The following is a 21,745-nucleotide window of genomic DNA, read 5'->3' on the forward strand; positions in this document are numbered from 1 at the left end:
CGCAACGAAGCCTTACACCGCGCCCCCCCGTCAACCCGCAGCAGGCCCGCGCTATGCCTCAGACCACCGGGGAATGCGCCCGGGAGCGCGCGGCGTTCTTGTCGATGCGCCGATACGCGCGCCCGCGGCTGGCCCGCTGAGGATCGCGCCCGGGCTGGCAAGCGTCGCGTCGGTTGGTATGTTTAGCAACGTCGATTATACCCTGCACCACCTCGTGCTGCCGCGCGTTGCGATGTTCTCGTTGAGATCGTCCGACGTACATGCACACCGCACCTTCAGGAGCACCTCATGACCTCAACCAAGTTTAATCCCCCGGCGCGCACGCTCCTGCTCTTTGCGGTGGCCCTGGTGGTCGTGACCATGCTGGTGCCCTACGGCTACATCGTGGCCTACCCGCTGCGCCTCTTCGGCACGTTTGTGCACGAGACCGGCCACGCGCTGGCCACCGTGGTCACCGGGGGCTCGGTCAGCGGGATGCACGTCAATCTGGACACCAGCGGTCTGACGTTGAGCCGCGGCGGTGCGAGCCTTCTGATCAGCTCGGCGGGCTATCTGGGCACCGTGGCGCTGGGCGCGGCGTTGCTGGTTGCCGGGCGACGCCAGGCGTGGGCGCGCAAGGTCCTGATGGTGCTGGGTGTGGGCACCCTGCTGGCCACCGCCATCTTCGGCGGCTACGGAAGCTCCATGCTCGCCGTCGGTGGCTTTATTCTGGGTGTGGGGTTGTGGGCGCTGGGGCGCCGGCGCTCGCGGGCCGACCAACCCGCCGGCGCGCTCTATGCCGGCGGCGCGGTCGCCACGCTTGCAGCGCTGGCCTACCTGGGATTCTCCGGAGCGTTGCTGACCTGGATCATCGGGCTTGTCGCCGCCGCGCTTCTTCTGGGCGTGGCCTTTTACGCCGCGCCCTGGGTGCAGCATATGCTGGTGATCGCGCTGGGCGTGCAGCTGAGCTTCGACGGGCTGCACTCCATCCGTTACCTCATCGACCACACTGTGGCCGCGCGCGGCCACTCCGACGCCGTCAACATGGCCCAGTTCACCGGCATCCCGGCCACCGTCTGGGCGGTGCTCTGGGCACTGGTAGGCGTGGCGATCGTCGTGGTGGCCTTCGCCCTCTTCTGGCGCGAAAACAAACGCGAGAGCTTTGAGGCCTCCATCCAATGACCTGCCCTTCGGGCCCCGGAGTTGTATCGCCATGAGTGAGCTTAAAGACCGCCTGATGCGCACGGTGCGCGCCAACCTCAACCACCTGCTCGATAACGTGCAGAAGTTCGAGGAACGCGGAGGCCTGCGTTCGATCATCACCCCGGAGGGCACCGACGAGGGCTGGGAAGATATCGGCCAGAACCCACGGAAAGCCTCCACCTCCACGGCGCCACCTGTCTCCCAGGGCCCCAAAACTCTGCGCGACTACTACGCCAACCTGGAAGTCCCCTACGGCAGCGATCTACCTACGGTTAAAGCGGCCTACCGCACCATGATGCGCCGCTACCACCCGGATAACTTCGCCAACGATCCGGAGATGGAAAAGGTCGCCACCAACCTCTCCCAGGAACTGGCCGTCGCCTACCAGGCCATTGAGCGCTACCTGCGCACCGGAAGCTACTGAGGCGCCCACCTGACGCGTGTCAACCCGAGGTGCCCTGGAGCTGCGCCTCGTAACGCTCAAAGAGCGCATCGATCAAGGCCTTGCTCTCACCACTCAAGCGCGTGAACGCCACCCCCATCCCCATCTCCGGGCCGCTCGTCTCCACGCGCACCACCTCGCCCTCGCCCTCGACCGTCTCGACGTCATCAAGGATCACCGAAAACTTCAGGGTCACCCGGGTGCCCAGCTCCAGCGGCTTCTTGGAGCGGATGAACACCCCGCCGCGCGAGATGCTCGTGACATACTCGGCGATGTAGGCATCGATCACAGCAAACTCGCGGTTGACCGGCACACGATCATGTTCGCGCCGCTCCTGAGAGCTCGCACGCTGCGTGGTGTTGAGGAGTTGCGGGGTTGCCGCGCCCGGGCGATTCGCTTCGCTCATCGCAATACCCTGATTCGCTGTGGAGGTGTTCGTTAGGGCGAACAGCTTTCAGAGTAACGATTCATTAAGCTGATGGCGAGCTTAGAGCGCATTGGCGAGCACGAAGTCGATGTGCAGGCGCTCGGCCTCGCGCTTACCGAAGCGATGCCGTCGCGCCGCAGCGGCGGCGCGGCGCGTAACTCCGTGAGCCTGAGCGTCCTCGCTGACCCGGGCGTAGAGCTCGCGGGCGGCCTTGCGCCGGCCCTGCAGATCGAGCGCCCATCCCAGGTAAAGCCCCACCTCAGCGCGGCGTCCGCCCTCGTCAATCGCGTCGAGCGCGCGGCGAAACGCTCCCTCAGCCCGACGACCGCGTAGCGCGCTCAACGCCACAAGCCCCGCCAGCACATGATAGCGCGCCGACGCGGGCTCCAGCGCCACGGCGTACTCCAGGGTGATCAGCAGACGCTGCGGATCTTCGCCTTCGAGGTAGAGGCGGTAGGCATTGCGATAGTAGTCGGCAGCGCGCCCGCGCGCGCTCTCCTGCCAGGTGGGCCAGGCCTGCACGGGCGTCTCGCGCCTGTCGAGTTCAGCGCGGGCCTCGCCATGGGCGCCGCGCAGGCGCAGCGGCACAAACCAGCGCAGCGAGGTCGGCGCGCGCCCGGCCGCCACCCACAGACGACCCGCAGCTGGCTCGAAGATCACCGACATCACCTCGGCGACGCGAATTGCGTCGGCGCCGGGCGCAGACTCGATGTCGCCTCCCAGGCCACGGGCGAGCTCCACCAGGGGGAGCGATCGATCGGAGCGCCACGTGGCGAGCAGGCTGCCAAGGTGGGCATCGCGCCGCGCTTCCTCCTGCGCCAGAGCTGGCGAGCGCTTCAGCTCGGCAACCGAAGGACCGCCACGCACCACAAGCCCCCGCGAGGTCTCAATCTCCACGCCCACCCTCAGCGGGCTGACCTCCACCTTCGCACAACGCCCACTCGCCGCTTCGCTGAGCATGTACGTCCAGCTGGTCATCGGCGGGTGCTGTCGAAAGATCGCGACGGCCTCCTCAATGGTGCGCGCCTCATTGAGCACCTGCAACGCCGCTGGCCCCAGCGGCACACCCCCGCGATCCCCGAGACTCGCAGGCCCCGGGTGCGTGCTCAACGTCAGGCCGGCGGCGTTCATACCGGCCGGCAAGCCCGTCAAAAACCCCAGCGACGTCACCAACGCATAGCTAAACCCCTGATCGGGGTGCATCACCACCACGCGGGCGGCCCGGTCCCAGCGCTCCACTGCGGCGTTCTCAAAACTGAATGCGTGCAGTATCCCGCGCTCATCGGAGGGCACCACCACCGCACTGGAAGCCAGGAGTGGGGAGTGGGTACGGGCCTTAAGTCGCCCCTCCACCAACCCTCGGACGTTACCGGCGCGCGCCCACGCCCACTGGTCCCAGATCTGCTGGGTGGCCAGCGCCTCCTCCACATCCAGCCCGGCCCCCTCCGCGAACGCAGTGAGCATCTGAAGATAGGGCGCGGGAAGTTGCTGGCGCAGCAGACGCGGCAACACCGCCCCTCCCACCACACGCCCGGCCGCAGCGATCATACGTGAGCCGCTTTCAGCGCTGATGCGTTGCACGTAACCATCAAAGGCGCGGTAGGCCCCCTCGCGAAGCTCCGGGGCGAGCCGCCTCCCAAGGTCGCGACTGGCCGAAGTCAGCGGACCGTTGATGTTGGCCACATGCACATCCCCCACCGGCGTGGTCACTCGGCCCAGCCCTCCGGCACGCTCCGGATAATACACCGCCTGGGCTCCGGCCGGCGCCGAAGAGCGCGCATCATCGGGGGAGGTTGAGCTCATTGCGTCGTCTCCCTGCCCCATCAATGCTGCACGTCGACAGGTGCAGCGAACCCGCGCGAGCGCCACATCACGACGGCCATCAGCACGTTAAATACCGTCGCCAGCACCACCTGCATGCCCAGCGCCGCCTCAGGCATCATCGCCATCAGCGCAATGCCCCCGTAAATCACAAACATATGCGTGCCGAGTCCCATCCAGCTCGCCAGACGCATCGTCGGACGATGCGCATCCCGGTAGCGAGCGATCGCCGCCGGATCATTCACCTCGCTGCGCTTCTCGGTGCTCCCGCTGGCAAAGCGCTCCTGCACCTGCAGATAGCCCACGTAGACCCACAACAAGAAACGCTCGAGATGTTGGCCCTGCGCGCGGGCCTCAGCCAGTTCGGCCCGTACTGCCTCCACCGTCTCGGTGCCCTCACCGCCGCCAGCCTGCGGCATGGTGTGGGCCAGGTAGAGATTTTTGAGCTTGTCGTAGATGATGCAGTGAATCCAGGTGGAGAAACCCGCCACCGCCGCCGCCACAAACCAGCCGCTGCCATAGAGGTGGCGTATCCCGAACCCCAGGATCACATAGGCGGGCAGGAGCACCAGCACGTCGACAAAACCATCCAGAATGCGCCCGACCCGCGTACCGCCCCCCTGCGCTCTGGCGAGCTGACCATCGGCACAGTCGAGGATCACAGCCCCAAAGAGAAAGAACGCCGCGACCAGCCACCCCATCGAGCCGCCCCAGCCTCTAAAAAAGCTGAAGTACAGCGCCACCGAGCCCGTCCAACCACTGATTAAGCTCATCAGCGTGACGTGGTTGGGGCCCAGCCCCGTCGGGATCAACGCTGCCGCCACCGCCGCCGCTACCGGACGATGAAAGTAACGATCGATGGGCTCTTCCACATCGAGCGACTTAAAGGCCAGGGCCTGACGTACCCGCTCGCTATAGGTCAACGTGCTCATGCCACGCTCCAGCTCTGGTAGAGCGCGCGGGCTGCCTCCAGATCTTCGATCGTGTCGATCTCCGTCCAGCTTCCCGGTGCGACTTCACGGGCATAGAAGGCATGCCCCTGCGGGATCAGCTCCGCAAACACATCTTCATAGTACAGGCGCACCCGCTCCTCGGCGTTAAGCGCTTCCAGGCGATCTTTAAGCGCCTCAAACGCAGAGGGCCCCACCTTCTGCACCCCCAGCGACTCACCATGCGCGCGTGCCGGGTCGAGCCCTTTGCTCAGGCCTTCGATCGCCTTGTCATCTCCGAGGCGGATCTTCATCTCTTCCTGGCCCAGGGATTCAAAACGAATCATCGTGAGCACGTTCTCGCGCTCGTCAGCGAGCAACTCCGCCACCCAGGCGGTCTGGCGCAATAAGATATCGCCGTCGCAGAGCAAAAAAGAGTCGCCCTTGAGCGCACGCATCCCCACCAGGGTCGAGATGGCGTTGTTCTCACTGGCAAAGGTCGGATTGGGCGCAAACGCCACATCAAGCCCCAGTTCCCAGGACTCCACCTGAGCGACCATGCGCTCATGCAGATACCCGGTGACCAGGATGGCACGCTCAATGCCTACCGCGGTGAGCTGGTCAAGAAGGCGCTTGAGTAACGCCTCACCGCCGACTTCCAGCAGGCACTTGGGGCGGTCTTCGGTCAAAGGTCGCAGGCGACTTCCGGTCCCGGCGACCAGCAAGATCGCCTCGCGGGGCGAATGAGAAGGACGTGTGTTCGACATGGGTGAGCTCCGGCAAGGGCATAAGGCGCGCCGAAGGTAGTCCTCGTAAAATAGCGTGTCAAACCGCTCATTCTCCCCATCGCATCAAAGAATTAGGGCCCCTCCAACACCGCTCATCGAGCAAAGCATGGGAGGGGCCCCGGCTCCCCCCAGGCCAGTTGTACAGCAACTTGTACGACAATCTTTGCGATGCATCCCGGCGCGCGTCGGTGCGCATCGTCATTGTTTAAAGGGGCGGCGCGAGCGAGCTGCGCTACGCGCCGCCGGGGAGGTCAGCCGAAGGCGGAGGCGTCGGCCCCTGCGACGTCTCCGCCCTGAGCGCGGCCGGCAACTCGCCGGCGCACCCGGCACATCGACCGAAGGGGGCAACAACTCCCCCCTTCCGCAGGCTGCCCGCCCCTCACGCCGGGCAAACCTGGCTCCCCCCAGAGCGCTCGCTGTCGCAAGCGCCCCTCGCCCCCCCTTTCCCCCGCTGCTCGCCCACCACTGACTTCGGGCGAACTCAGAGAACTTTTCAAAATTGATCTTCTTCGGTCGACCCGCGCATCGCCACCGTCTCAGACTCCCCGCCGGTGATCGTGAGCTGCACTTCATCGAAGTAGCCCGCCCCCACAAAGGCCTGGTGGCGAACCGCGCTGTAGTTTTGCTGACGCGCCAGGTCGAATTCATGCTCCTGCAGCTGCGAGTAGGCGGCCATACCCCGCTCCCGATAGTCCAGCGCCAGCTCAAACATCGCCGCGTTGAGCGAATGCCAACCCGAGAGGGTCACAAACTGCAGCGCATAGCCCATCTCCCCGAGCTTCTCCTGAAAACGCGCGATGGTGCGATCATCGAGGTTCTGTCGCCAGTTAAAGGAGGGAGAACAGTTGTAGGCCAGGAGTTTATCGGGGTACTTCGCCCGAACTTCCTTCGAAAACTCCTCCGCCTCGCCCAGATCCGGCGTCGACGTCTCACACCAGAGCATGTCGGCGTAGGGGGCGTAGGCCATCGCTCGCTCAATCGCGAACTCCAACCCGCCACGGATGGTGAAGAAACCCTCGGCGCTACGTCCGCTCTCGGTCTTGATGAAGGGACGATCCATCGGATCGATATCGCTGGTGAGCAACTTCGCGGAGTGGGCGTCGGTGCGCGCGACCAGCACCGTGGGCACCCCCATCACATCCGAGGCCAGACGCGCGGCCACCAGCTTCTGAATGAACTCGCTGGTGGGCACAAGCACCTTGCCGCCCATATGACCGCACTTCTTGGCCGACGAGAGCTGGTCCTCAAAATGCACCCCGGAGGCGCCGGCCTCGATCATCGCCTTCATAAGCTCAAAAGCGTTGAGATTGCCCCCAAAGCCCGCCTCCGCGTCGGCCACAATGGGCGCAAACCAGTCGCGCTTCGGCGAGCCCTCGATATGAGCGACCTGGTCCGCGCGCTGCAAAGCGCGGTTGACCCGATCGACGAGCTTGGGCACCGAGTCCACCGGGTAGAGGCTCTGGTCAGGATAGACCCCTCGTGCCGAGTTGGCGTCACCGGCGACCTGCCACCCGCTGATGTAGATCGCCTCCAGCCCCGCCTGCACCTGCTGGATGGCCTGATTGCCGGTGACTGCGCTTAAACAGCGCACAAAGGGACGGCCGTGAAAAAGCTCCCACAGCCGCACCGCACCGCGCTCGGCCAGGGTGTAGGTGATCGGTACGCTGCCCCGCAGTTTAAAGACCTGCGAAGCCGGGTAGGGGCGCTGCACGCCACGCCAACGCGGATCGTTATCCCACTGTGCCTGCAACGCCTCAGAAGATTGGGCCTGACTCATCTGCTGCTCCTGTTCTCAATCAAGTCGATGATGAACAGGCCGCCATGAGGGGAGCGCATCCTGCGCACACCCGCCACGACGTCGCGGCCTTGTTGAAGTTCGCTCTACAGCTTCCTGATGCTCGTCTGCCCGAAACTCAAAGTGCCTGGTACGCCACCAGGGTAAAGAACTCGGGAAACTCCTCGGAGGTCGCCACCTCGTCGAAGATCTGGCGTGCCTGCTCAAAGGGAAGCGCCTCATAACGCTCGCTGCCCATCGCCTCGCGGATCGCCAGGAGTTCCTCGTCAACCAGCCGCTTATAGAGTTCTCGATCGACCCGGCGACCGTCGTCGAGCACCACATCGGGGCGATGCAGCCATTGCCAGATCTGCGAGCGGCTGATCTCTGCGGTGGCCGCGTCCTCCATCAGGTTGTAGAGCGCCACCGCCCCCAGGCCTTGCATCCACCAGGCGATGTACTGCAACCCCACGTTGATGTTGGTGCGCAGCCCCTCCTCGGTGATGCGCCCCGCAGCAACGCGGAAGTTGAGCAGCTCCTGATCGCTAATGGCGCTGACCTCACGCCGACGATCTTTCTGGTGCGGCCGCCCCTTCAACACCTGCTCAAAAGGCTCACGCGCCACCGCCACCAGATCCGGATGCGCCACCCAGGTGCCGTCAAACCCGTCGCCAGCCTCGCGCTCTTTATCGCCGCGCACTGCCGCCAGCGCGCGCTCGTTCACCGCCTCATCGCGACGCGACGGGATAAAGGCCGCCATTCCCCCGATCGCGTGCGCCCCGCGTTTATGACAGACATGCACCAGACGCTCCGCATAGGCGCGCATAAAGGGCACTTCCATCGTGATCTGGGCCCTGTCTGGCAGCACCATCTCCTGACGCGCACGAAAGGTCTTAATGACGCTGAAGATATAATCCCAACGCCCGGCATTGAGCCCCGCGCTATGCTCGCGCAGCGCGTAGAGGATCTCCTCCATCTCAAAAGCCGCGTGAATCGTCTCCACCAGCACCGTCGCCTTAATCGTGCCGGTCTCAATTCCCAGGCGCTGCTGGGCCATCACGAAGACGTCGTTCCACAACGCCGCCTCCCGATGACTCTCCAGCTTCGGAAGGTAGAAGTAGGGCCCGCTGCCCCGCTGCACCAACTCCTTCGCGTTGTGAAAGACGTACAACCCGAAATCAAACAGGCTCGCCGAAATCTCTTGCCCGTCCACGAGCACATGCTTCTCGGGGAGGTGCCAGCCCCGGGGGCGCACCATCAACGTGGCCGGGTTCTCGTCGAGCTTATAGTCCTTGCCGCGCGCCTCATCTCGAAAGTCGATCTGACGGCGCACCGCATCAAAGAGGTTGCTCTGCCCCTCCACCACATTGGACCAGGTCGGGGAGGTCGCGTCCTCAAAGTCCGCCATGAAACTATCAGCCCCGGAATTAAGCGCGTTGATGATCATCTTGCGGTCGACCGGGCCGGTGATCTCTACGGTGCGTCGCTGCATATCCTGAGGCACCCGGGCCACCTGCCACTCCCCCTGGCGAATCGCCCGTGTATCAGCCGGAGCGCCGGGGTTGGCTCCGCTGTCGATCGCCTCCTGACGTCGACGTCGGTCCGCAAGAAGTTGGCGTCTGCGGCCCTCGAACTCCCGGTGCAATGCCGCCACAAATCCCAGCGCCTCCGGACTTAAAATACGTTCATAGCCGGGGGCGACATCACCGAGAATCGTGATCGCGTCGGGCAGGCCGGTGCCTTCTGTGGAGGGCTGCATCATCGGAAGTCTCCTGATGGTGGAGGGTTAGCTCATGTCCGCTACAGCGCGACATGGCGTGGTCAAAGAGCACACAACGCTCGCTGCGAGCGCTATCAACAACTCGCCAACTGCGCCGAGACACCCCCTGCGTCGACTTCCGTCGGTGTCACGATGAAGCCAAGTTTAAACACGTTAAAGACCTGTCAACGATCGCCCCTGAGAATCTTCTGCGCTTTTTCGCGCGCCCGCGCCAACGCTTGAGGATCGTTGATACCCTGCCCGCTCTCCCACCCCCCGGGGGCTTCGATGCGCCGCGCTCCGACCGCCTCTAAGAAGCGCCACACCGAGCGCTCTTCGCCCTCCATCGCCGCCTCAAGCTCAGGCGCAAGCTCGGCCCGATACCAGCCAAAAAGCGGCTCGACACGGCCCTGATGCTCAAAAACCACCGCCGGTGCTCGCCGCGCCTCCCAGAGCTGCTCCACCCACGCTGCGCGCGCCCACACCGCATCGCAGCTCGTCACAAAAAACCACCCCTGACCACGATCGAGCGCTGCCGTCGCAATGCCCCCCAGAGGCCCCTGCCCCGGCCAACGATCCCCGATGGTGCGTACCCCCAGATCCTCATAGGCCCCGGCCTCAGCCCCCACCGCCGTCCAGCCCTCCACCCCCGGCGACAACCGCTCGCTGACCCACTCCAGCAGCGTTACCCCCCGGGCCAGCTGCGCGCGGGCCTTATCCTCCCCCAGACGTCGCGCCTGGCCCCCGGCCAGCACATACCCCACGCGCTTCATCACGGCGTGTGCCAGTCGGCCACCGGCCCGTAGAGCGGCTGATCCCCCTTCTTGGCCTGACGAATCAGACCGCCCAGCGTCTTCGAGGGCCAGTCGCGCTGAATGCGGTTGACCAGCCAATTCGGCAGAAGCCCCTTGGGATCGGTGTGGACCTCCACAATCATGCGCGTACGTTCCCCCTCCAACGCCTCAAAGCGATAGTAGGTTGAGTAGGTCATCGCCCGCACACAGCAGTCGTTCTCCGGCCGACGCGCGTCGTCCACCGACTCGATCGTCGCGATGAAGACCTGATCGTCCTGGTTCAGCCGCCCGTTGGTTTGCAGCACGTAATCCCGATCCTTGATCGGAAAGGGCAGCCCGAATCGAATCCAGTAACGCTCGCTGAGCTCACCGCGATCCAGCGTGCCGTGCTCGTCGTAGCGATCCACCCAGTGACGGCGCTGGTCGCCGTCAGCAAACACCGTCAGGATCTTGCCGATATGCACATCGGCGACAATCTCGCCGCGAAACGCAAAGACCGAAGAGCCCTCTACCTGCATCCGCGAGATCGCCACTCCGTCAGAATCCCCCAGCGCCTCCCAGTTGCCACCCTGCTGGGCGGTCGCAGGTGCGCTGAACGCGAGCATCAAAAGGATCGTCAGAACCGTAGGAAAAAGACGCACAGGCAACCTCCGAAAGATGGGGCAAACCGAAGTCATATGAGTACGCGCAGTGAGCCGAGAATTCGGCTTGCTGCAGGCCAACTTAATCGAGCGCAAGTGACGCACGATACTAGCGTGATACGCCCACACCACAAGGCCTATTCAACTCGCCTAAACCCGCGAATTCCTTGCCGCAGTGCGTCATCTCGCCCGCTGCGTGATTGAAATGTCCTTCCTCATGCAATAGAGCTGTCCCTCTGCGCGCCCGACCGGGCGTTTTGGATATTGCGTTGCCCTGAAATGAACCTGCCAGGATGTGCACCACATGAGCGAAGTTAGCGCGACCACCCCCGATCTTCTGCCCGACGACCAGGGCTACTACCGCTACCCGAGCGTGCATGGCGAGCGGGTCGTTTTTGTCAGCGAAGACGATCTCTGGGAGGTCCCACTCCACGGGGGCTTCGCACGTCGCTTAAGTGGCTCGCGGGGCCAGGTCAGCACCCCGGCCCTCTCCCCGGATGGGCAGTGGCTCGCCTACACCTCCACCGAGGAGGGCCGCCCCGAGGTCTACGTGATGCGCGCACGCGGGGGCCCTGCCAGAAAGCTCACCTTCAACGGTGCCTCGCGTACCTGGGTCTGCGGATGGAGCCCCGACAGCGAGCGGGTGATCTTCACCTCCAACCTGCGCGAGCATGTCTCTCGCCAGCTCGGACTCTACGAGGTTCCCCGCCAGGGCGGCCCCACGCGCCGCTTAACCCTGGGTGCAGCCCAGGGGCTCAGCTTCGAGCCCGCCGGCCCCGGCCGCGTACTCGCCAGGCACACCGACGATCTGGCCCGCTGGAAACGCTACCGCGGCGGCACCGCAGGCGTGCTCTGGATCGACCGCAAGGGTGACGACCACTGGGAGCGTCTGCTTCCCGAGATCACCGCCGGACTCTGCCGCCCCCTCTGGCGCTCCGGGCGCGTCTACTTCATCAGCGACGTTGACGGGCACGGCAACCTCTACTCCTGCCTGCCCTCCGGCGAGGATCTGCAACGCCACACCGACCACCTCGGCCACTACGTACGCTTTGCTTCGGCCGACGATGCCACCATCGTCTACAGCGTCGCCGGCGATCTTTACCGTTTCGACATCGCCTCGCAGACGGAGGCACGCATCGAGGTCGACTATGCCTCGCCGCGCACCGCCCTCAACCGCCGCTTTGTCGACGCCGAAGTCTTCCTCGACGACTTCACCCTGCACCCGCGCGGCCACTCCCTGGCGCTGACCTCCCGCGGCAAGATCTTCAATATGGGCGGCTGGGAGGGGGCCGTCCGCCAGACCGGCCATGAACAGGGCGTGCGCTACCGCCTGGCCCGCTACCTGGGCGACGGCCAACGCCTCCTGGTGGTCAGCGACGAAGGTGGCGAAGAGCGCTTTGAGCTGCACAGCGTCGATGGCTCCCACGCCCCACAGCCCCTCGACACCGGCGAGTTTGCCATCGGCCGCCCCGTCGATCTTCTGATCTCGCCATGCGACGAGAGCGCGCTCTTTACCAACCACCGCCACCAGCTCATTCACCTTGATCTCCAAAGTGGCGCCTGCCGGGTTCTCGACCGCAGCGAGTACGCCCGCATCGCCGGCGTCAGCTTCAGCCCCGACGGGCGCTGGGCGGCCTACGGCTTCTTCACCGGCGTCTACACCGCCCAGATCAAACTCGTGGAACTGGCCTCCGGCGAGCACCACACCCTCACCGATGGCGAGTTCCAGGACGTGCAGCCGGTCTTCGACCCGGCCGGGCGCTACCTCTACTTTTTGAGCTACCGCCATTTCGATCCGGTCTACGACCAGGTCTTCTTCGAGTTGAGCTTCCCCCGCGGCACGCGCCCCTGCGTCATCACTCTGCAGGCCGACGCCGACTCCCTCTTCTTACAAAAGCCTCGCCCTTTGAGCGGCGACGATGATGAGGGCGACGACGCCTCCGATGAGGCCTCGGGCGAGGGCGATGACGAGGATGCTTCCACCGACGACACCTCCGAGATGCGCGCCAAATCTGACGATGCCGCCGGTGATGCCGCCACCACTGAGGCTGAGTCCGACGCTGAAAGCGAAGCCTCCGAGGACGATGATAGTCCCAAACCCATCCGCATCGATCTCGAAGGCATCGGCCAGCGCGTGGAGGTCTTCCCCGTGCCCGCCGGCAACTTCGGAGAGCTCGCCGCCACCGAAGAACGCGTCTTCTGGACGGTCTACCCGGTCACTGGCGCACTGAGTAGCGACGACGACGATGACACTCCCGGGGTGCTTCGCTACTTCGGGCTGAAATCCCTGAAGCAAAAAACCTTCGCCCGCGGCGTAAGCGCCTTTGAGATCGGCGCCGACAACAAGACCCTGGCCCTCTTCGGCGAAGACGGCGTTCAAATCGTAAGCGCCTCGGCCGAGAGCGTCTCCAACGAAGACGACGACGAGAGCGAACCCTCACGCGAGTCGGGCATCGTCGATCTCGGGCGCGTCTCGGTGCAGGTCGACCCGCTCTCGGAGTGGACCCAGATGTTGCGCGAGGCCTGGCGTTTGATGCGCGACCACTTCTGGCGCGAAGATATGGGCGGGGTGCGCTGGGAGGAGATCTGGGAGCGCTACAGCGCACTGTTGCCCCGCGTGGGCAGCCGCAGCGAGTTCTCCGACCTGGTCTGGACGATGCAGGGCGAGCTGGGCACAAGCCACGCCTACGAGATGGGCGGCGATTATGAGCGTCCGCCGCAGTATTCACCGGGATTTCTGGGGGCGACCCTGCGCTGGGATCCGGACTGGCGTCTGGCAGCCGATCCGCAACGTTTTGAAGGCGCCTACCGCATCGACACCATCCTGCGCGGAGACACCTGGGAGCCCTCCAAATCCTCGCCGCTCTCCCGTCCCGGATTGGGGTTGAGCGAGGGCGACGTGATCCTGGCCATCAACGCCCGCCGCGTCGACGCGCAGTACAGCGTCGAGGAGCGCCTTGTGAACCAGGCCGGCCAGAACATTGAGCTGCTCGTCGCGGCCAGCGATGGCCTCAGCGAGCCGCGTCAGGTCACCACGAAAGCGCTTCGAGACGAGTCCGAGCTGCGCTACCGGGAGTGGGTCAACCACAACCGCCGCCGCGTCCATGAGGCCTCCCAGGGCAAGCTCGGCTACGTGCACATCCCCGATATGGGACCGGCAGGCTACGCCGAGTTCCACCGCCACTACCTGAGCGAAAACACCCGCCAGGGCCTTGTGGTCGATGTGCGCTTCAACGGTGGAGGCCACGTCAGCCAGCTCATCCTCGAGAAGTTGGCGCGCCGCCAGGTCGGCTTCGATCTTCAGCGCTGGGGTAAACCGCTGGCCTACCCGATGGAGTCGATCGCCGGCCCCATCGTCGCGCTGACCAACGAGCACGCCGGCAGCGACGGCGACATCTTCAGCCACACCTTCAAGCTGATGAAGCTCGGCCCCCTGCTCGGAAAACGCACCTGGGGCGGGGTGGTGGGCATCTGGCCGCGCCACACCCTGGTCGACGGCAGCGTGACCACCCAGCCGGAGTTTTCCTTCTGGTTTGAAGACGTGGGCTTCTCGGTGGAGAACTTCGGCACGGAGCCCGATGTGGAGGTCGAGCTTCCGCCCCAGGCCGACACCACCGGGGAAGATCCCCAGCTGGAGGCCGCCATTGAGACGGCGATGGCCTTGCTCAAGGAGCAGCCGGTGCAGCTTCCTGACTTTGCCCCCTACCCCGATCTTCGGGCACCGCAGACCTTGCCGCCGCGCCCCTCGCCGGCTGGACGCGCTGCAAGCAGCGAACCGGACGAGCGCTGAGCCTTCGGCTCAACGGGGCGGCCAGCTCTTCTCAAAGCCATAGAGCGGACCGTCCAGTCCGTAACCGGGCCAGCGGCCCAGGTCGCGGTCGATGGTATGCAGCGCGTCGATGAGGCGGCGGTTGAGGTAGGCATCAAACTCAAAATACGCCCGCTCATCGGCGTGCACCGCCCAGACCGCCTCCACGCTGTGGCCCGCGCTGCGGGCCACTTCAAAGAGCTGTGTGGCGATCGATCGGAGCGCGGGGCTGGCACCGGCGAAGAGGGCGATCATGTGTAGGGGTTTGCCAAAATACGCCTGGAAGGGTCCGTGCGCGTACTGCAAGGCCTCAAACACCGGCGGAAGCGGTCGCCACAAGCCCTCCATCAACTTCCAACTCAACCCCTGGAGAAGTTCCGTCGTTTCGCCCACGCTCACCAGGGCGATGGGGTACGCCAGCCAGAGCGAGGGATCGAGCGGGGAGTCTTTGAGGCGTTGATCCCGCAGTGCTGCGACCGCCTCAGGCACCTCCCGAAGTCCCAGCCCAAAGCGCGGTGCCCCCACCCGCTCGGCCAGCGCGTCGGCCAGTCTAAACGCGGTCAAATGAGCAACTGCCGGCGTCTTCACGCGCAAGAGCAGGCCGTCTTCGCGATCCGGTGGGATGGTCAGCACCGCCAGGCGACCACCCTCCAATGCCGGCCCCAGCCAGGCGCAGCGCGCCACCAGCTCGTCTTCATCAAGCCCCGTCACCACCAGCGCCTGCTCGGCACGTGCGGCCGCTCGAAGCGCCAGAAGCGCGTTGGGGCAGACCCCGTGGCTGAACACCACCAGCGTGCTTGTCTCCACCTCCGGCGCTCCGATCGCAAAGCGCGAAAGCGGTACAAAACGCGCCGCCAGACCCACCCGTCGACTCACGAGCTCGGCCAGCACCCGCGCCGGCCCCTCCGATAGCCCCACCCCGCAGACCAGCATCCCGGAGGCCGGCACCGACCTCAGCGGCCAGATAAGCGGCCGGCGAGCCTGCTCGCGAAGAAGTTGCGGGATCGCCTCAACGCGCCGGGCCACCAGCCCTACATCGCCCCTTCTCGGTTCTGGATGAACACTCACATCGCCTCCGTGGCTTCGCCGCTCCCCTCGTTGACCTCTCCTTGCGGCTCTTTCTTGCGGTCGCGCATCGCCTCGAAATAGGTCCAGATCGAGGCCAACTGCTCCTGACTCAGATCTTCAAAGGGGGGCATCTGACTGTAACGAAAAGCCTGCGCGTTCTGGATGAAGCGCAGCGTCTGCTCCCGCTCCCGATACTCGGTGACGTTCATCGGCAGGTTGAGCTCCGGCCCCACCCGCCCCCCGCTGCGGTTGATGGCGTGGCATTGAACACAGAGCGACTGAAAGAGCTGGTAGCCATCCCAGGCCTCATGCTCCTCATCGAGCCCCAGCGGCGCGATAAGCTCTCGGCTGCTCTCTGGCGAGGCGATCGCGATACGCCGAAGTTGCCAGGGGCGCGGGTAAGCTGAGGTGTCGTTCTGGTGCTCCCCCGTCCAGACCAGATAAAGCGGTGCCGGATCCTCCTGTTCCGGGCCAATCGGCTCCCAATTCGGCGAGTACTCCACGTCCTGAAAGGCCAGATAGGCACCGGGCTCGGTGAGGCGCTCTCCCGGAATCGGAGCGGCGTAACCATCGATGGACTCCAGCACAAAGTCCTGACGGGCCAGCTCCGCACTGCTCATGCCGTAGGCCTCCTCCAGAAGAGGCAGCAGTTCGACGGCACGAAAGGTCTTCGTATGCTCGTAATACGGGTCCTCAACCGTGATCTGCTCGGTAGGCCCCTGCGGAACCCCCTTTCGCGTAACCTCCTGCGAGCCCCGGGCAAAGATCAACGTGGCTCCGTCGCCGTCTCTGGCACCGTCGGGTGCCTCACACCCCGCGCTGAACCACGCCAACGCTACCGCCATCATCACCTGTATGCGCATCCATCGAAGCATCAGCGATCCTCCAGAGGTGGAGCGCTCAACAACACCACCGGCAAAAAGAGCGCGTAATACATCAAGTTAGGGATCATCCTGAGCAGATGTCCCACATCCAGACCGGCCAGAATCACCACATCGGCCCCGGCCCAAAGCGCGTACTGCACCATCACGAAGATCGCGACACGACTCAGCCAGCGCCGCACCGGATCGCCCGGCGGCATCGCCCCGAGTACCCGCACCCGCCAGACCAGCGCGACCACCCCCAACGCGACAAGCTCATAGGTCAGATAGAGCCGCCGCGCCGATGCATTGAAAAGATCACTGGAGACGCTGATAAGCCCCACCACCACCGAGGCTATCAACGTCCAACCCAGCGCCCGCCACCACACCCCGGCCCCTCCCGACCAGCTCTCAGATCGAGCCCGTCGGTAGCGCTCCAGAAGCAAAAAAACCCGGTAGTCCCCCGCCAGCACAAAGAACCAGGAGAGCCCCACATAGGACGGATGCGCCTGCCCGCCGAGCTGGCTCCAGCCGCCGGTGATCATCGCATCAGCCGCGCTCACCACCACCGCCCCGATGATAAAGGCGTAAAAAAACGGCAATCGCCTCAGCATCACCCCCAGCACCAGGGCTGCCGACAGCCAGGCCGCCCCGGGATGATGCAGCGAATGAAGGTACACACGCTCCCAGATCGACACGTCGACACGCCTCCGTATCACCCACCCATGACGCCAAACCATCCATCACCCCGCCAAGCGTAACCACCCTCCACGCCGCGGAAAGCTCGCCGCCTTCGTTGCCCCCGACGAGCCTGCTGATGATTTGGTGGCCTCTGCCAGGCGATTACATTTCCTCAATGTTCGAGCGCACTTAGCCCGAACCCGGAAGCAACCCAACGCAGCCGGGCCCGCAGGAATGGATCGCCACGCGCTATTGGCCCAGGTCCGCTGTGTCCTATCGCGACGTATGACGTCAGGAGTGCAGCCATGAACGCAATCCGGCAACGTAAGCTGTTGAAGAGTGCGGCCCTTCTGGCCGCCGCGCTGGGTATGACCCTTAGCACGACCGTCCAGGCCCAGACGCCCCCCTCCACCGACGACCAGCCGACCCACTACGCGCAGTATCCCCCGGCTGGCGAGCAGCCCTCGGAGTCGACCGAACCGGTCCCGCCGGACAATCAGCCCGAGCAGCCATCGCAAGGGCAGGCATCGGGCGACGCGATGCTCAATAGCGATGTGCAGGCCTTTAAAGACTTTGTCGATAATGAGGCGCCTCAAAGCAGTGAGGAGGCTCAGGTTCAAGAGGACCAGGCCAAAGCCATCTCCACCTACGTTGAAGACGGCACCAAACTCTTGAGTGACGCCATCGCCACGCTGATCCCCGAGGAAAACAAGGTCCTCAAAGAGCGCCATAAAGCCTGGAATGGACGCATCGATATGCTCGGCGACCACAATGAGGAGAACTACTCCCAGCAGGCCCGCGACGTGCTCATCGAAGGCGCTCAGCTGCTCACCGCGCTGCAGGTCGACGCCTACCCCGGTCAGTCCCAGGGCGTCAGCCAGCTGATGGAAAGCGCCGAAAACATCGACGCCGAGGCCGAGATCACCGAGCAGCAAAAAGCCTTTGAGAACTACCTCACCCAGGCCTCCGCCCTGGTCGAGGAGATGGACCGCGCCCGCGAGACCCAGACCAGCGCGCTGACCCCCTCGCTGGTGCCGGCCTCCTACCCCATGCTCGCCCAGAATGACGGCGCGCAGGATGAAGGCATGCCTGCCGAGGAAAGCGAAGACGGCATGTTCGACTGGGTGCCCGGCGTCGGCGAAGATGAGCCGAAGAAGTCCGCCGACAAGTTCTCCAACTTCATTCAGCGCACCGAGAATGAGGGCATCTCCAATCACGGGGAGTTCGTGCGCGAGGGCATCAAAGCCATGGATGACGCGATCTCCCAGGTTGTGCCCGACGACAACCAGGTGCTCAACGACGAGCTCAGCCGCCTCAAGGATAAGAGCGGCGAACTCGATGACACCGCTGCGGATGACTACGTGGAGAAGGTGCGCACGGCCTTCTATGATCGCGCCATGCTCATGACCGCCATCCAGCAGGCCGAGTTTCCCGACCACGGTGCCCAGGTCCAGTCGCTGCGCATGGCTGCCGAGTCCATCGACATCAACCAGGGCCTCGCCGAGCAGGACCGGGCGCTGATGAACTACTTCAACACCGCCTCCGAGACGCTCTCGTCGATGGCCGACATCGAACAGGACGCCACCGCCTCCGCCGAAGGCATGGAGGGCGCGCCCCCCGTCAATGACACCATCGAAGAGCCCATGTTTGAAGATGAGATGGCCTACGACGAAGAGCTCGGTCAGGCCGAAGAAGACCTCATCATGGAGGAGGAGCAGGCCATCGACGATGACATGGCCTTCGACGAGGAGCTTGGCCTGAGCGACGAAGAGCTCACCATGGAGGAGGAGCAGGCCATCGAAGATGAGATGGCCATGGGTCCGGACTCCTCCGTCGAAAGCGAAACCCCGATGGGCGCCGAAGGCGAGATGCCCCGCGAAGGCATGCCCGAAGAGAACATCGGCGGCGGCCCGGCCCTCACTCCCGAGGTTCAGGCCTACGTCGACTTCGTGGCCATGACCGGGGAGATCGACATGAGCATGAACCCCGAAGACGTCGCCGTTGAAGGCATGCGCCTGCTCGACGGCGCGCTCAGCAGCTTCATTGAGTCCGGTCAGCAAGACATCGAAGACAAACGCGTCGAGTTGACCAAGGCCATCGACAAACTCGAGGAAGACCGCGGCGATGAGGCCTTCACCAGCACCCTCAATGAGGGCATGGACAAGGGAGTGTCCCTCTTTGAGGCCATCCAGCAGAACACCTACCCCGAGTCGTTGGAGATCGTCAGCCAGATTGAAATGGCCTCCGATCGGTTCAACGAAGATATGCCGGTAGAAGAGCAGACCGATGCACTGCTGAGCTACTTTGAGTCCAGCCGCGACGCCGTCCAGACCATGGACATCCAGCGTCGGGGCGCGCAGGCCCAACTGATCGAGCGGGGGCTCTTCTTCTAAGCTCCGCTCGAGCTGAAGTGCTAGACCGTGTCGCCTCGGAGTCGCCGCGCAAGCTGCGTGTAGCGCTCTGAGGCGCGGTCGTTCTTGAGCGCCAGCCGCACCGCTTCCTCACTGCCCACCACCACCACCAGCTCCCGAGCCCGGGTCACCGCGGTGTAGAGCAGGTTGCGCTGCAACATCATATAATGCTGCGTGGACATCGGCAGCACCACCGCACGGTACTCCGAGCCCTGGCTCTTGTGCACCGTGATCGCATAGGCCAGCACCAACTCATCGAGGTTGGCCCGGTCGTAGGTAACCTCGCGCTCCTCAAAGCGCACGCGCAGCTGATTATCTTCGGGATCGACGGCCACTACCTGGCCGACGTCTCCGTTAAAGACCTCGGCTTCATAGTTGTTGCGGGTCTGCATCACCCGATCGCCCAGACAGAAGCGGCGCTGACCGCGCACAAGTTGCGGGCCTCCCTGATAGAAGGCCTCCTGCAAAGCAGCGTTCAGCCGCGAGCAGCCGACATCACCACGGTGCATCGGTGCCAGAATCTGCACATCCTGCAAGGGATCGAGGCCGAAGGCCCGGGGCATACGCTCGCTTACAAGCTCCACGATGCGCTCGTGAGCCCGGGCAGGCTCCTCGGCGTTAATCGTATAAAAGTCGACCAGCTCCCCCGGCGAGCGCGCCGGCACCACGGGCATCTTCCCGGCGTTGATGCGGTGGGCGTTGATCACGATGGTGGAGGCCTCGGCCTGGCGGAAGATCTCCGTGAGGCGCGTGACGCCGGCCACGCCGCTCTCAATGACATCGCGCAAGACCTGGCCGGGGCCCACGCTGGGGAGCTGATCGATATCCCCCACGAGCACCAGGCTGGCGCTGGCGGGCAGCGCCCCGGCCAGCGCCGCAAGCAAGTAGGTATCGACCATCGAGGCCTCATCCACGATCAGAAGATCCGTCTCCAGCGGTCGCTCCTCATCGCGTTGAAACCCGCCGGCATGAAAGCTGTACTCCAGCATCCGGTGTACCGTGGTGGCCACCCGGCCGGTCGTCTCGCCAAGGCGACGCGCCGCGCGTCCGGTGGGCGCGGCCAGGGTGACCCTCCGGCCGAGCAGCTCGGCCAGCTCACAGATCGTCTGCACGATCGTGGTCTTACCGGTCCCCGGACCGCCGGTGATCACCGACACTTTATGTTCAAAGACCGAGCGCACAGCCTGACGCTGTAGCGCGGCGAGCGCCACGCCCAGGCCCGCCTCCACCCCGGCCAGTGCCTGATCATCGGGGCTCCCGACCAACCCGGGCGACTGGAGAAGGCGTCGAAGAAGGCGCGCCGCACGCTCCTCAAGGGCCAGCGCGCCGGCCGCATACACGCGCGCCTCCCCGGCACCGGTGGCCTCCACGCTGACGCGCTCCTCCTGACGCAACACCTCGAGCGCGTCCGCCAGAAGATGCTCACCCACCTCCAGCAGTGCGGCGGCGCGCTCGCGCAACATCGCCCAGGGCAGATACATATGCCCCTCACTCGACGCCTCACCCAGCGTGTGCAAGAGCCCGGCGCGCAGGCGCGCCAGGGCTGTGGGTTCGATCCCGGTCTTCATCGCGATGCGATCGGCGCTCTTAAAGCCGATCCCGAAGATCGCCTCGGCCAGCTCATAGGGGTTCTGCTGGATCACCTCGACCGCCTGCGCCCCAAAGGTGCGATAGATGCGCACCGCGTTGGCATTGGAGACGCCGTGCGAGCGCAGGAACACCATGATCTTGTGGATCAACCGCCCCTCCTCCCAGGAGGCCGTAATGCGCGCGGCGCGTTTTTTGCCGATGCCCTCAACCTCTTGAACCCGCTGCGGCGCGGCGTCGAGAATCTCCAGCGTCGCCTCGCCAAAATGCGCCACGATGCGCCGGGCCAACGTCGGGCCGATGCCCTCAATGAGATCGCTGGCCAGATAACGCTCCACCCCCTGACGCGTCGAGGGCAACACCGCCTCCAGGCGTTCAATGGCAAACTGACGCCCAAAACGCGGGTCGTCGCGCCAACGTCCCCACACCTCGACCGTCTCTCCGGGGCGCGTGGCCAGAATGTTGCCGACGATCGTCACCGGCATCACCCGCTCGGGCACGACCAGGTCGCAGACGGCAAACTCCCCGTCTTCGCTGGCGAAACGCACGCGCTTTAACTCGCCGCGCAGCCGCTCCAGCTCCTCCGAGTTGCCCCTCAAAACGCACCGCCACAGCAGCGATCATGCGATCGGCAGAAATGCGGGGTGAAAGAATTTTCCCCGGTGGCTGGAAGATCACTTGCTGGTACCATGTTTACTCACGTAACGGCGACGAGGTTCGCTGTCTGTCATTATTACGCCGTGAGCCATCCATGATGCTATCTCGTGCTGCAT

At 64.7% G+C, this 21,745-nt stretch carries 16 protein-coding genes; 4 read left to right on the top strand and 12 right to left on the bottom strand.

Translation table 11 applies throughout. The features are described 5' to 3' along the window. Positions 1 to 288 precede the first annotated feature (288 nt). Both EA187_RS06435 and EA187_RS06440 read left to right on the top strand, forming a co-directional pair. Positions 289 to 1,161, top strand: a complete 873-nt coding sequence (locus EA187_RS06435; RefSeq protein WP_127779618.1) for a M50 family metallopeptidase — start codon at positions 289 to 291, stop codon at positions 1,159 to 1,161. Positions 1,162 to 1,192: 31 nt separating this feature from the next. Next, positions 1,193 to 1,606, top strand: coding sequence for a J domain-containing protein (locus tag EA187_RS06440; RefSeq protein ID WP_115606652.1), 414 nt, complete (start codon positions 1,193 to 1,195; stop codon positions 1,604 to 1,606). Positions 1,607 to 1,625: 19 nt separating this feature from the next. Here the strand turns inward: EA187_RS06440 and EA187_RS06445 are convergent, their stop codons facing one another. From EA187_RS06445 to EA187_RS06480, 8 genes are all read right to left on the bottom strand, one after another. Next, positions 1,626 to 2,030 carry a PilZ domain-containing protein gene (locus EA187_RS06445; protein WP_115606650.1) on the bottom strand — a complete coding sequence of 135 codons (405 nt, stop codon included), beginning with the start codon at positions 2,028 to 2,030 and terminating at the stop codon, positions 1,626 to 1,628. A gap of 81 nt (positions 2,031 to 2,111) precedes the next feature. Beyond that, the gene (locus EA187_RS06450; RefSeq protein WP_127779620.1) at positions 2,112 to 3,854 is read right to left on the bottom strand and encodes a carcinine hydrolase/isopenicillin-N N-acyltransferase family protein; all 1,743 of its coding nucleotides are present in this window, start codon (positions 3,852 to 3,854) and stop codon (positions 2,112 to 2,114) included. Positions 3,855 to 3,874: 20 nt separating this feature from the next. Then, positions 3,875 to 4,804 carry a CDP-alcohol phosphatidyltransferase family protein gene (locus EA187_RS06455; RefSeq protein WP_127779622.1) on the bottom strand — a complete coding sequence of 310 codons (930 nt, stop codon included), beginning with the start codon at positions 4,802 to 4,804 and terminating at the stop codon, positions 3,875 to 3,877. Beyond that, positions 4,801 to 5,568: a phosphocholine cytidylyltransferase family protein gene (locus EA187_RS06460; RefSeq protein ID WP_127779624.1), complete on the bottom strand. Its 768-nt coding sequence runs from the start codon at positions 5,566 to 5,568 to the stop codon at positions 4,801 to 4,803. Before EA187_RS06460 ends, EA187_RS06455 begins: the two co-directional genes overlap by 4 nt. 514 nt (positions 5,569 to 6,082) lie before the next feature. Further along, positions 6,083 to 7,366, bottom strand: coding sequence for an isocitrate lyase (gene aceA, locus EA187_RS06465; RefSeq protein ID WP_115606644.1), 1,284 nt, complete (start codon positions 7,364 to 7,366; stop codon positions 6,083 to 6,085). A 136-nt stretch (positions 7,367 to 7,502) separates the two neighbouring features. After that, a complete protein-coding gene (gene aceB / locus EA187_RS06470; protein WP_115606801.1) occupies positions 7,503 to 9,122 on the bottom strand; it encodes a malate synthase A in 1,620 nt (539 codons plus the stop codon). A 185-nt stretch (positions 9,123 to 9,307) separates the two neighbouring features. After that, positions 9,308 to 9,895 carry a molybdenum cofactor guanylyltransferase gene (mobA, locus tag EA187_RS06475; protein ID WP_115606642.1) on the bottom strand — a complete coding sequence of 196 codons (588 nt, stop codon included), beginning with the start codon at positions 9,893 to 9,895 and terminating at the stop codon, positions 9,308 to 9,310. Then, positions 9,895 to 10,557 (bottom strand): START domain-containing protein, encoded by a 663-nt coding sequence (locus tag EA187_RS06480; RefSeq protein ID WP_164856063.1) that lies wholly within the window; start codon positions 10,555 to 10,557, stop codon positions 9,895 to 9,897. Before EA187_RS06480 ends, mobA begins: the two co-directional genes overlap by 1 nt. A 304-nt stretch (positions 10,558 to 10,861) precedes the next feature. On the opposite strand from EA187_RS06480, the gene EA187_RS06485 reads away from it, so the two are divergent. Then, complete coding sequence (locus EA187_RS06485) at positions 10,862 to 14,347, top strand: S41 family peptidase (protein ID WP_127779628.1); 3,486 nt, start codon at positions 10,862 to 10,864, stop codon at positions 14,345 to 14,347. Between the two features lie 9 nt (positions 14,348 to 14,356). Here the strand turns inward: EA187_RS06485 and EA187_RS06490 are convergent, their stop codons facing one another. From EA187_RS06490 to EA187_RS06500, 3 genes are read right to left on the bottom strand one after another with little or no spacing between them, the layout of a single operon-like run. After that, positions 14,357 to 15,433 (bottom strand): hypothetical protein, encoded by a 1,077-nt coding sequence (locus EA187_RS06490; RefSeq protein ID WP_127779630.1) that lies wholly within the window; start codon positions 15,431 to 15,433, stop codon positions 14,357 to 14,359. Beyond that, entirely contained in the window at positions 15,430 to 16,308 is an 879-nt protein-coding gene (locus tag EA187_RS06495) for a c-type cytochrome (protein WP_127779632.1), read from the bottom strand. Before EA187_RS06495 ends, EA187_RS06490 begins: the two co-directional genes overlap by 4 nt. Further along, positions 16,308 to 16,991 (bottom strand): hypothetical protein, encoded by a 684-nt coding sequence (locus EA187_RS06500; RefSeq protein ID WP_115606635.1) that lies wholly within the window; start codon positions 16,989 to 16,991, stop codon positions 16,308 to 16,310. Before EA187_RS06500 ends, EA187_RS06495 begins: the two co-directional genes overlap by 1 nt. A 288-nt stretch (positions 16,992 to 17,279) precedes the next feature. Between EA187_RS06500 and EA187_RS06505 the strand changes: the two genes are divergently transcribed. Continuing rightward, the gene (locus EA187_RS06505; protein WP_127779633.1) at positions 17,280 to 19,367 is read left to right on the top strand and encodes a hypothetical protein; all 2,088 of its coding nucleotides are present in this window, start codon (positions 17,280 to 17,282) and stop codon (positions 19,365 to 19,367) included. 20 nt (positions 19,368 to 19,387) lie between these two features. Here EA187_RS06505 and recD2 read toward each other — a convergent pair whose 3' ends face one another. Next, positions 19,388 to 21,571: an SF1B family DNA helicase RecD2 gene (gene recD2, locus EA187_RS06510; protein WP_206524208.1), complete on the bottom strand. Its 2,184-nt coding sequence runs from the start codon at positions 21,569 to 21,571 to the stop codon at positions 19,388 to 19,390. Positions 21,572 to 21,745 lie beyond the last annotated feature (174 nt).

Source organism: Lujinxingia sediminis (assembly GCF_004005565.1).
Taxonomy (GTDB): domain Bacteria; phylum Myxococcota_A; class Bradymonadia; order Bradymonadales; family Bradymonadaceae; genus Lujinxingia; species Lujinxingia sediminis.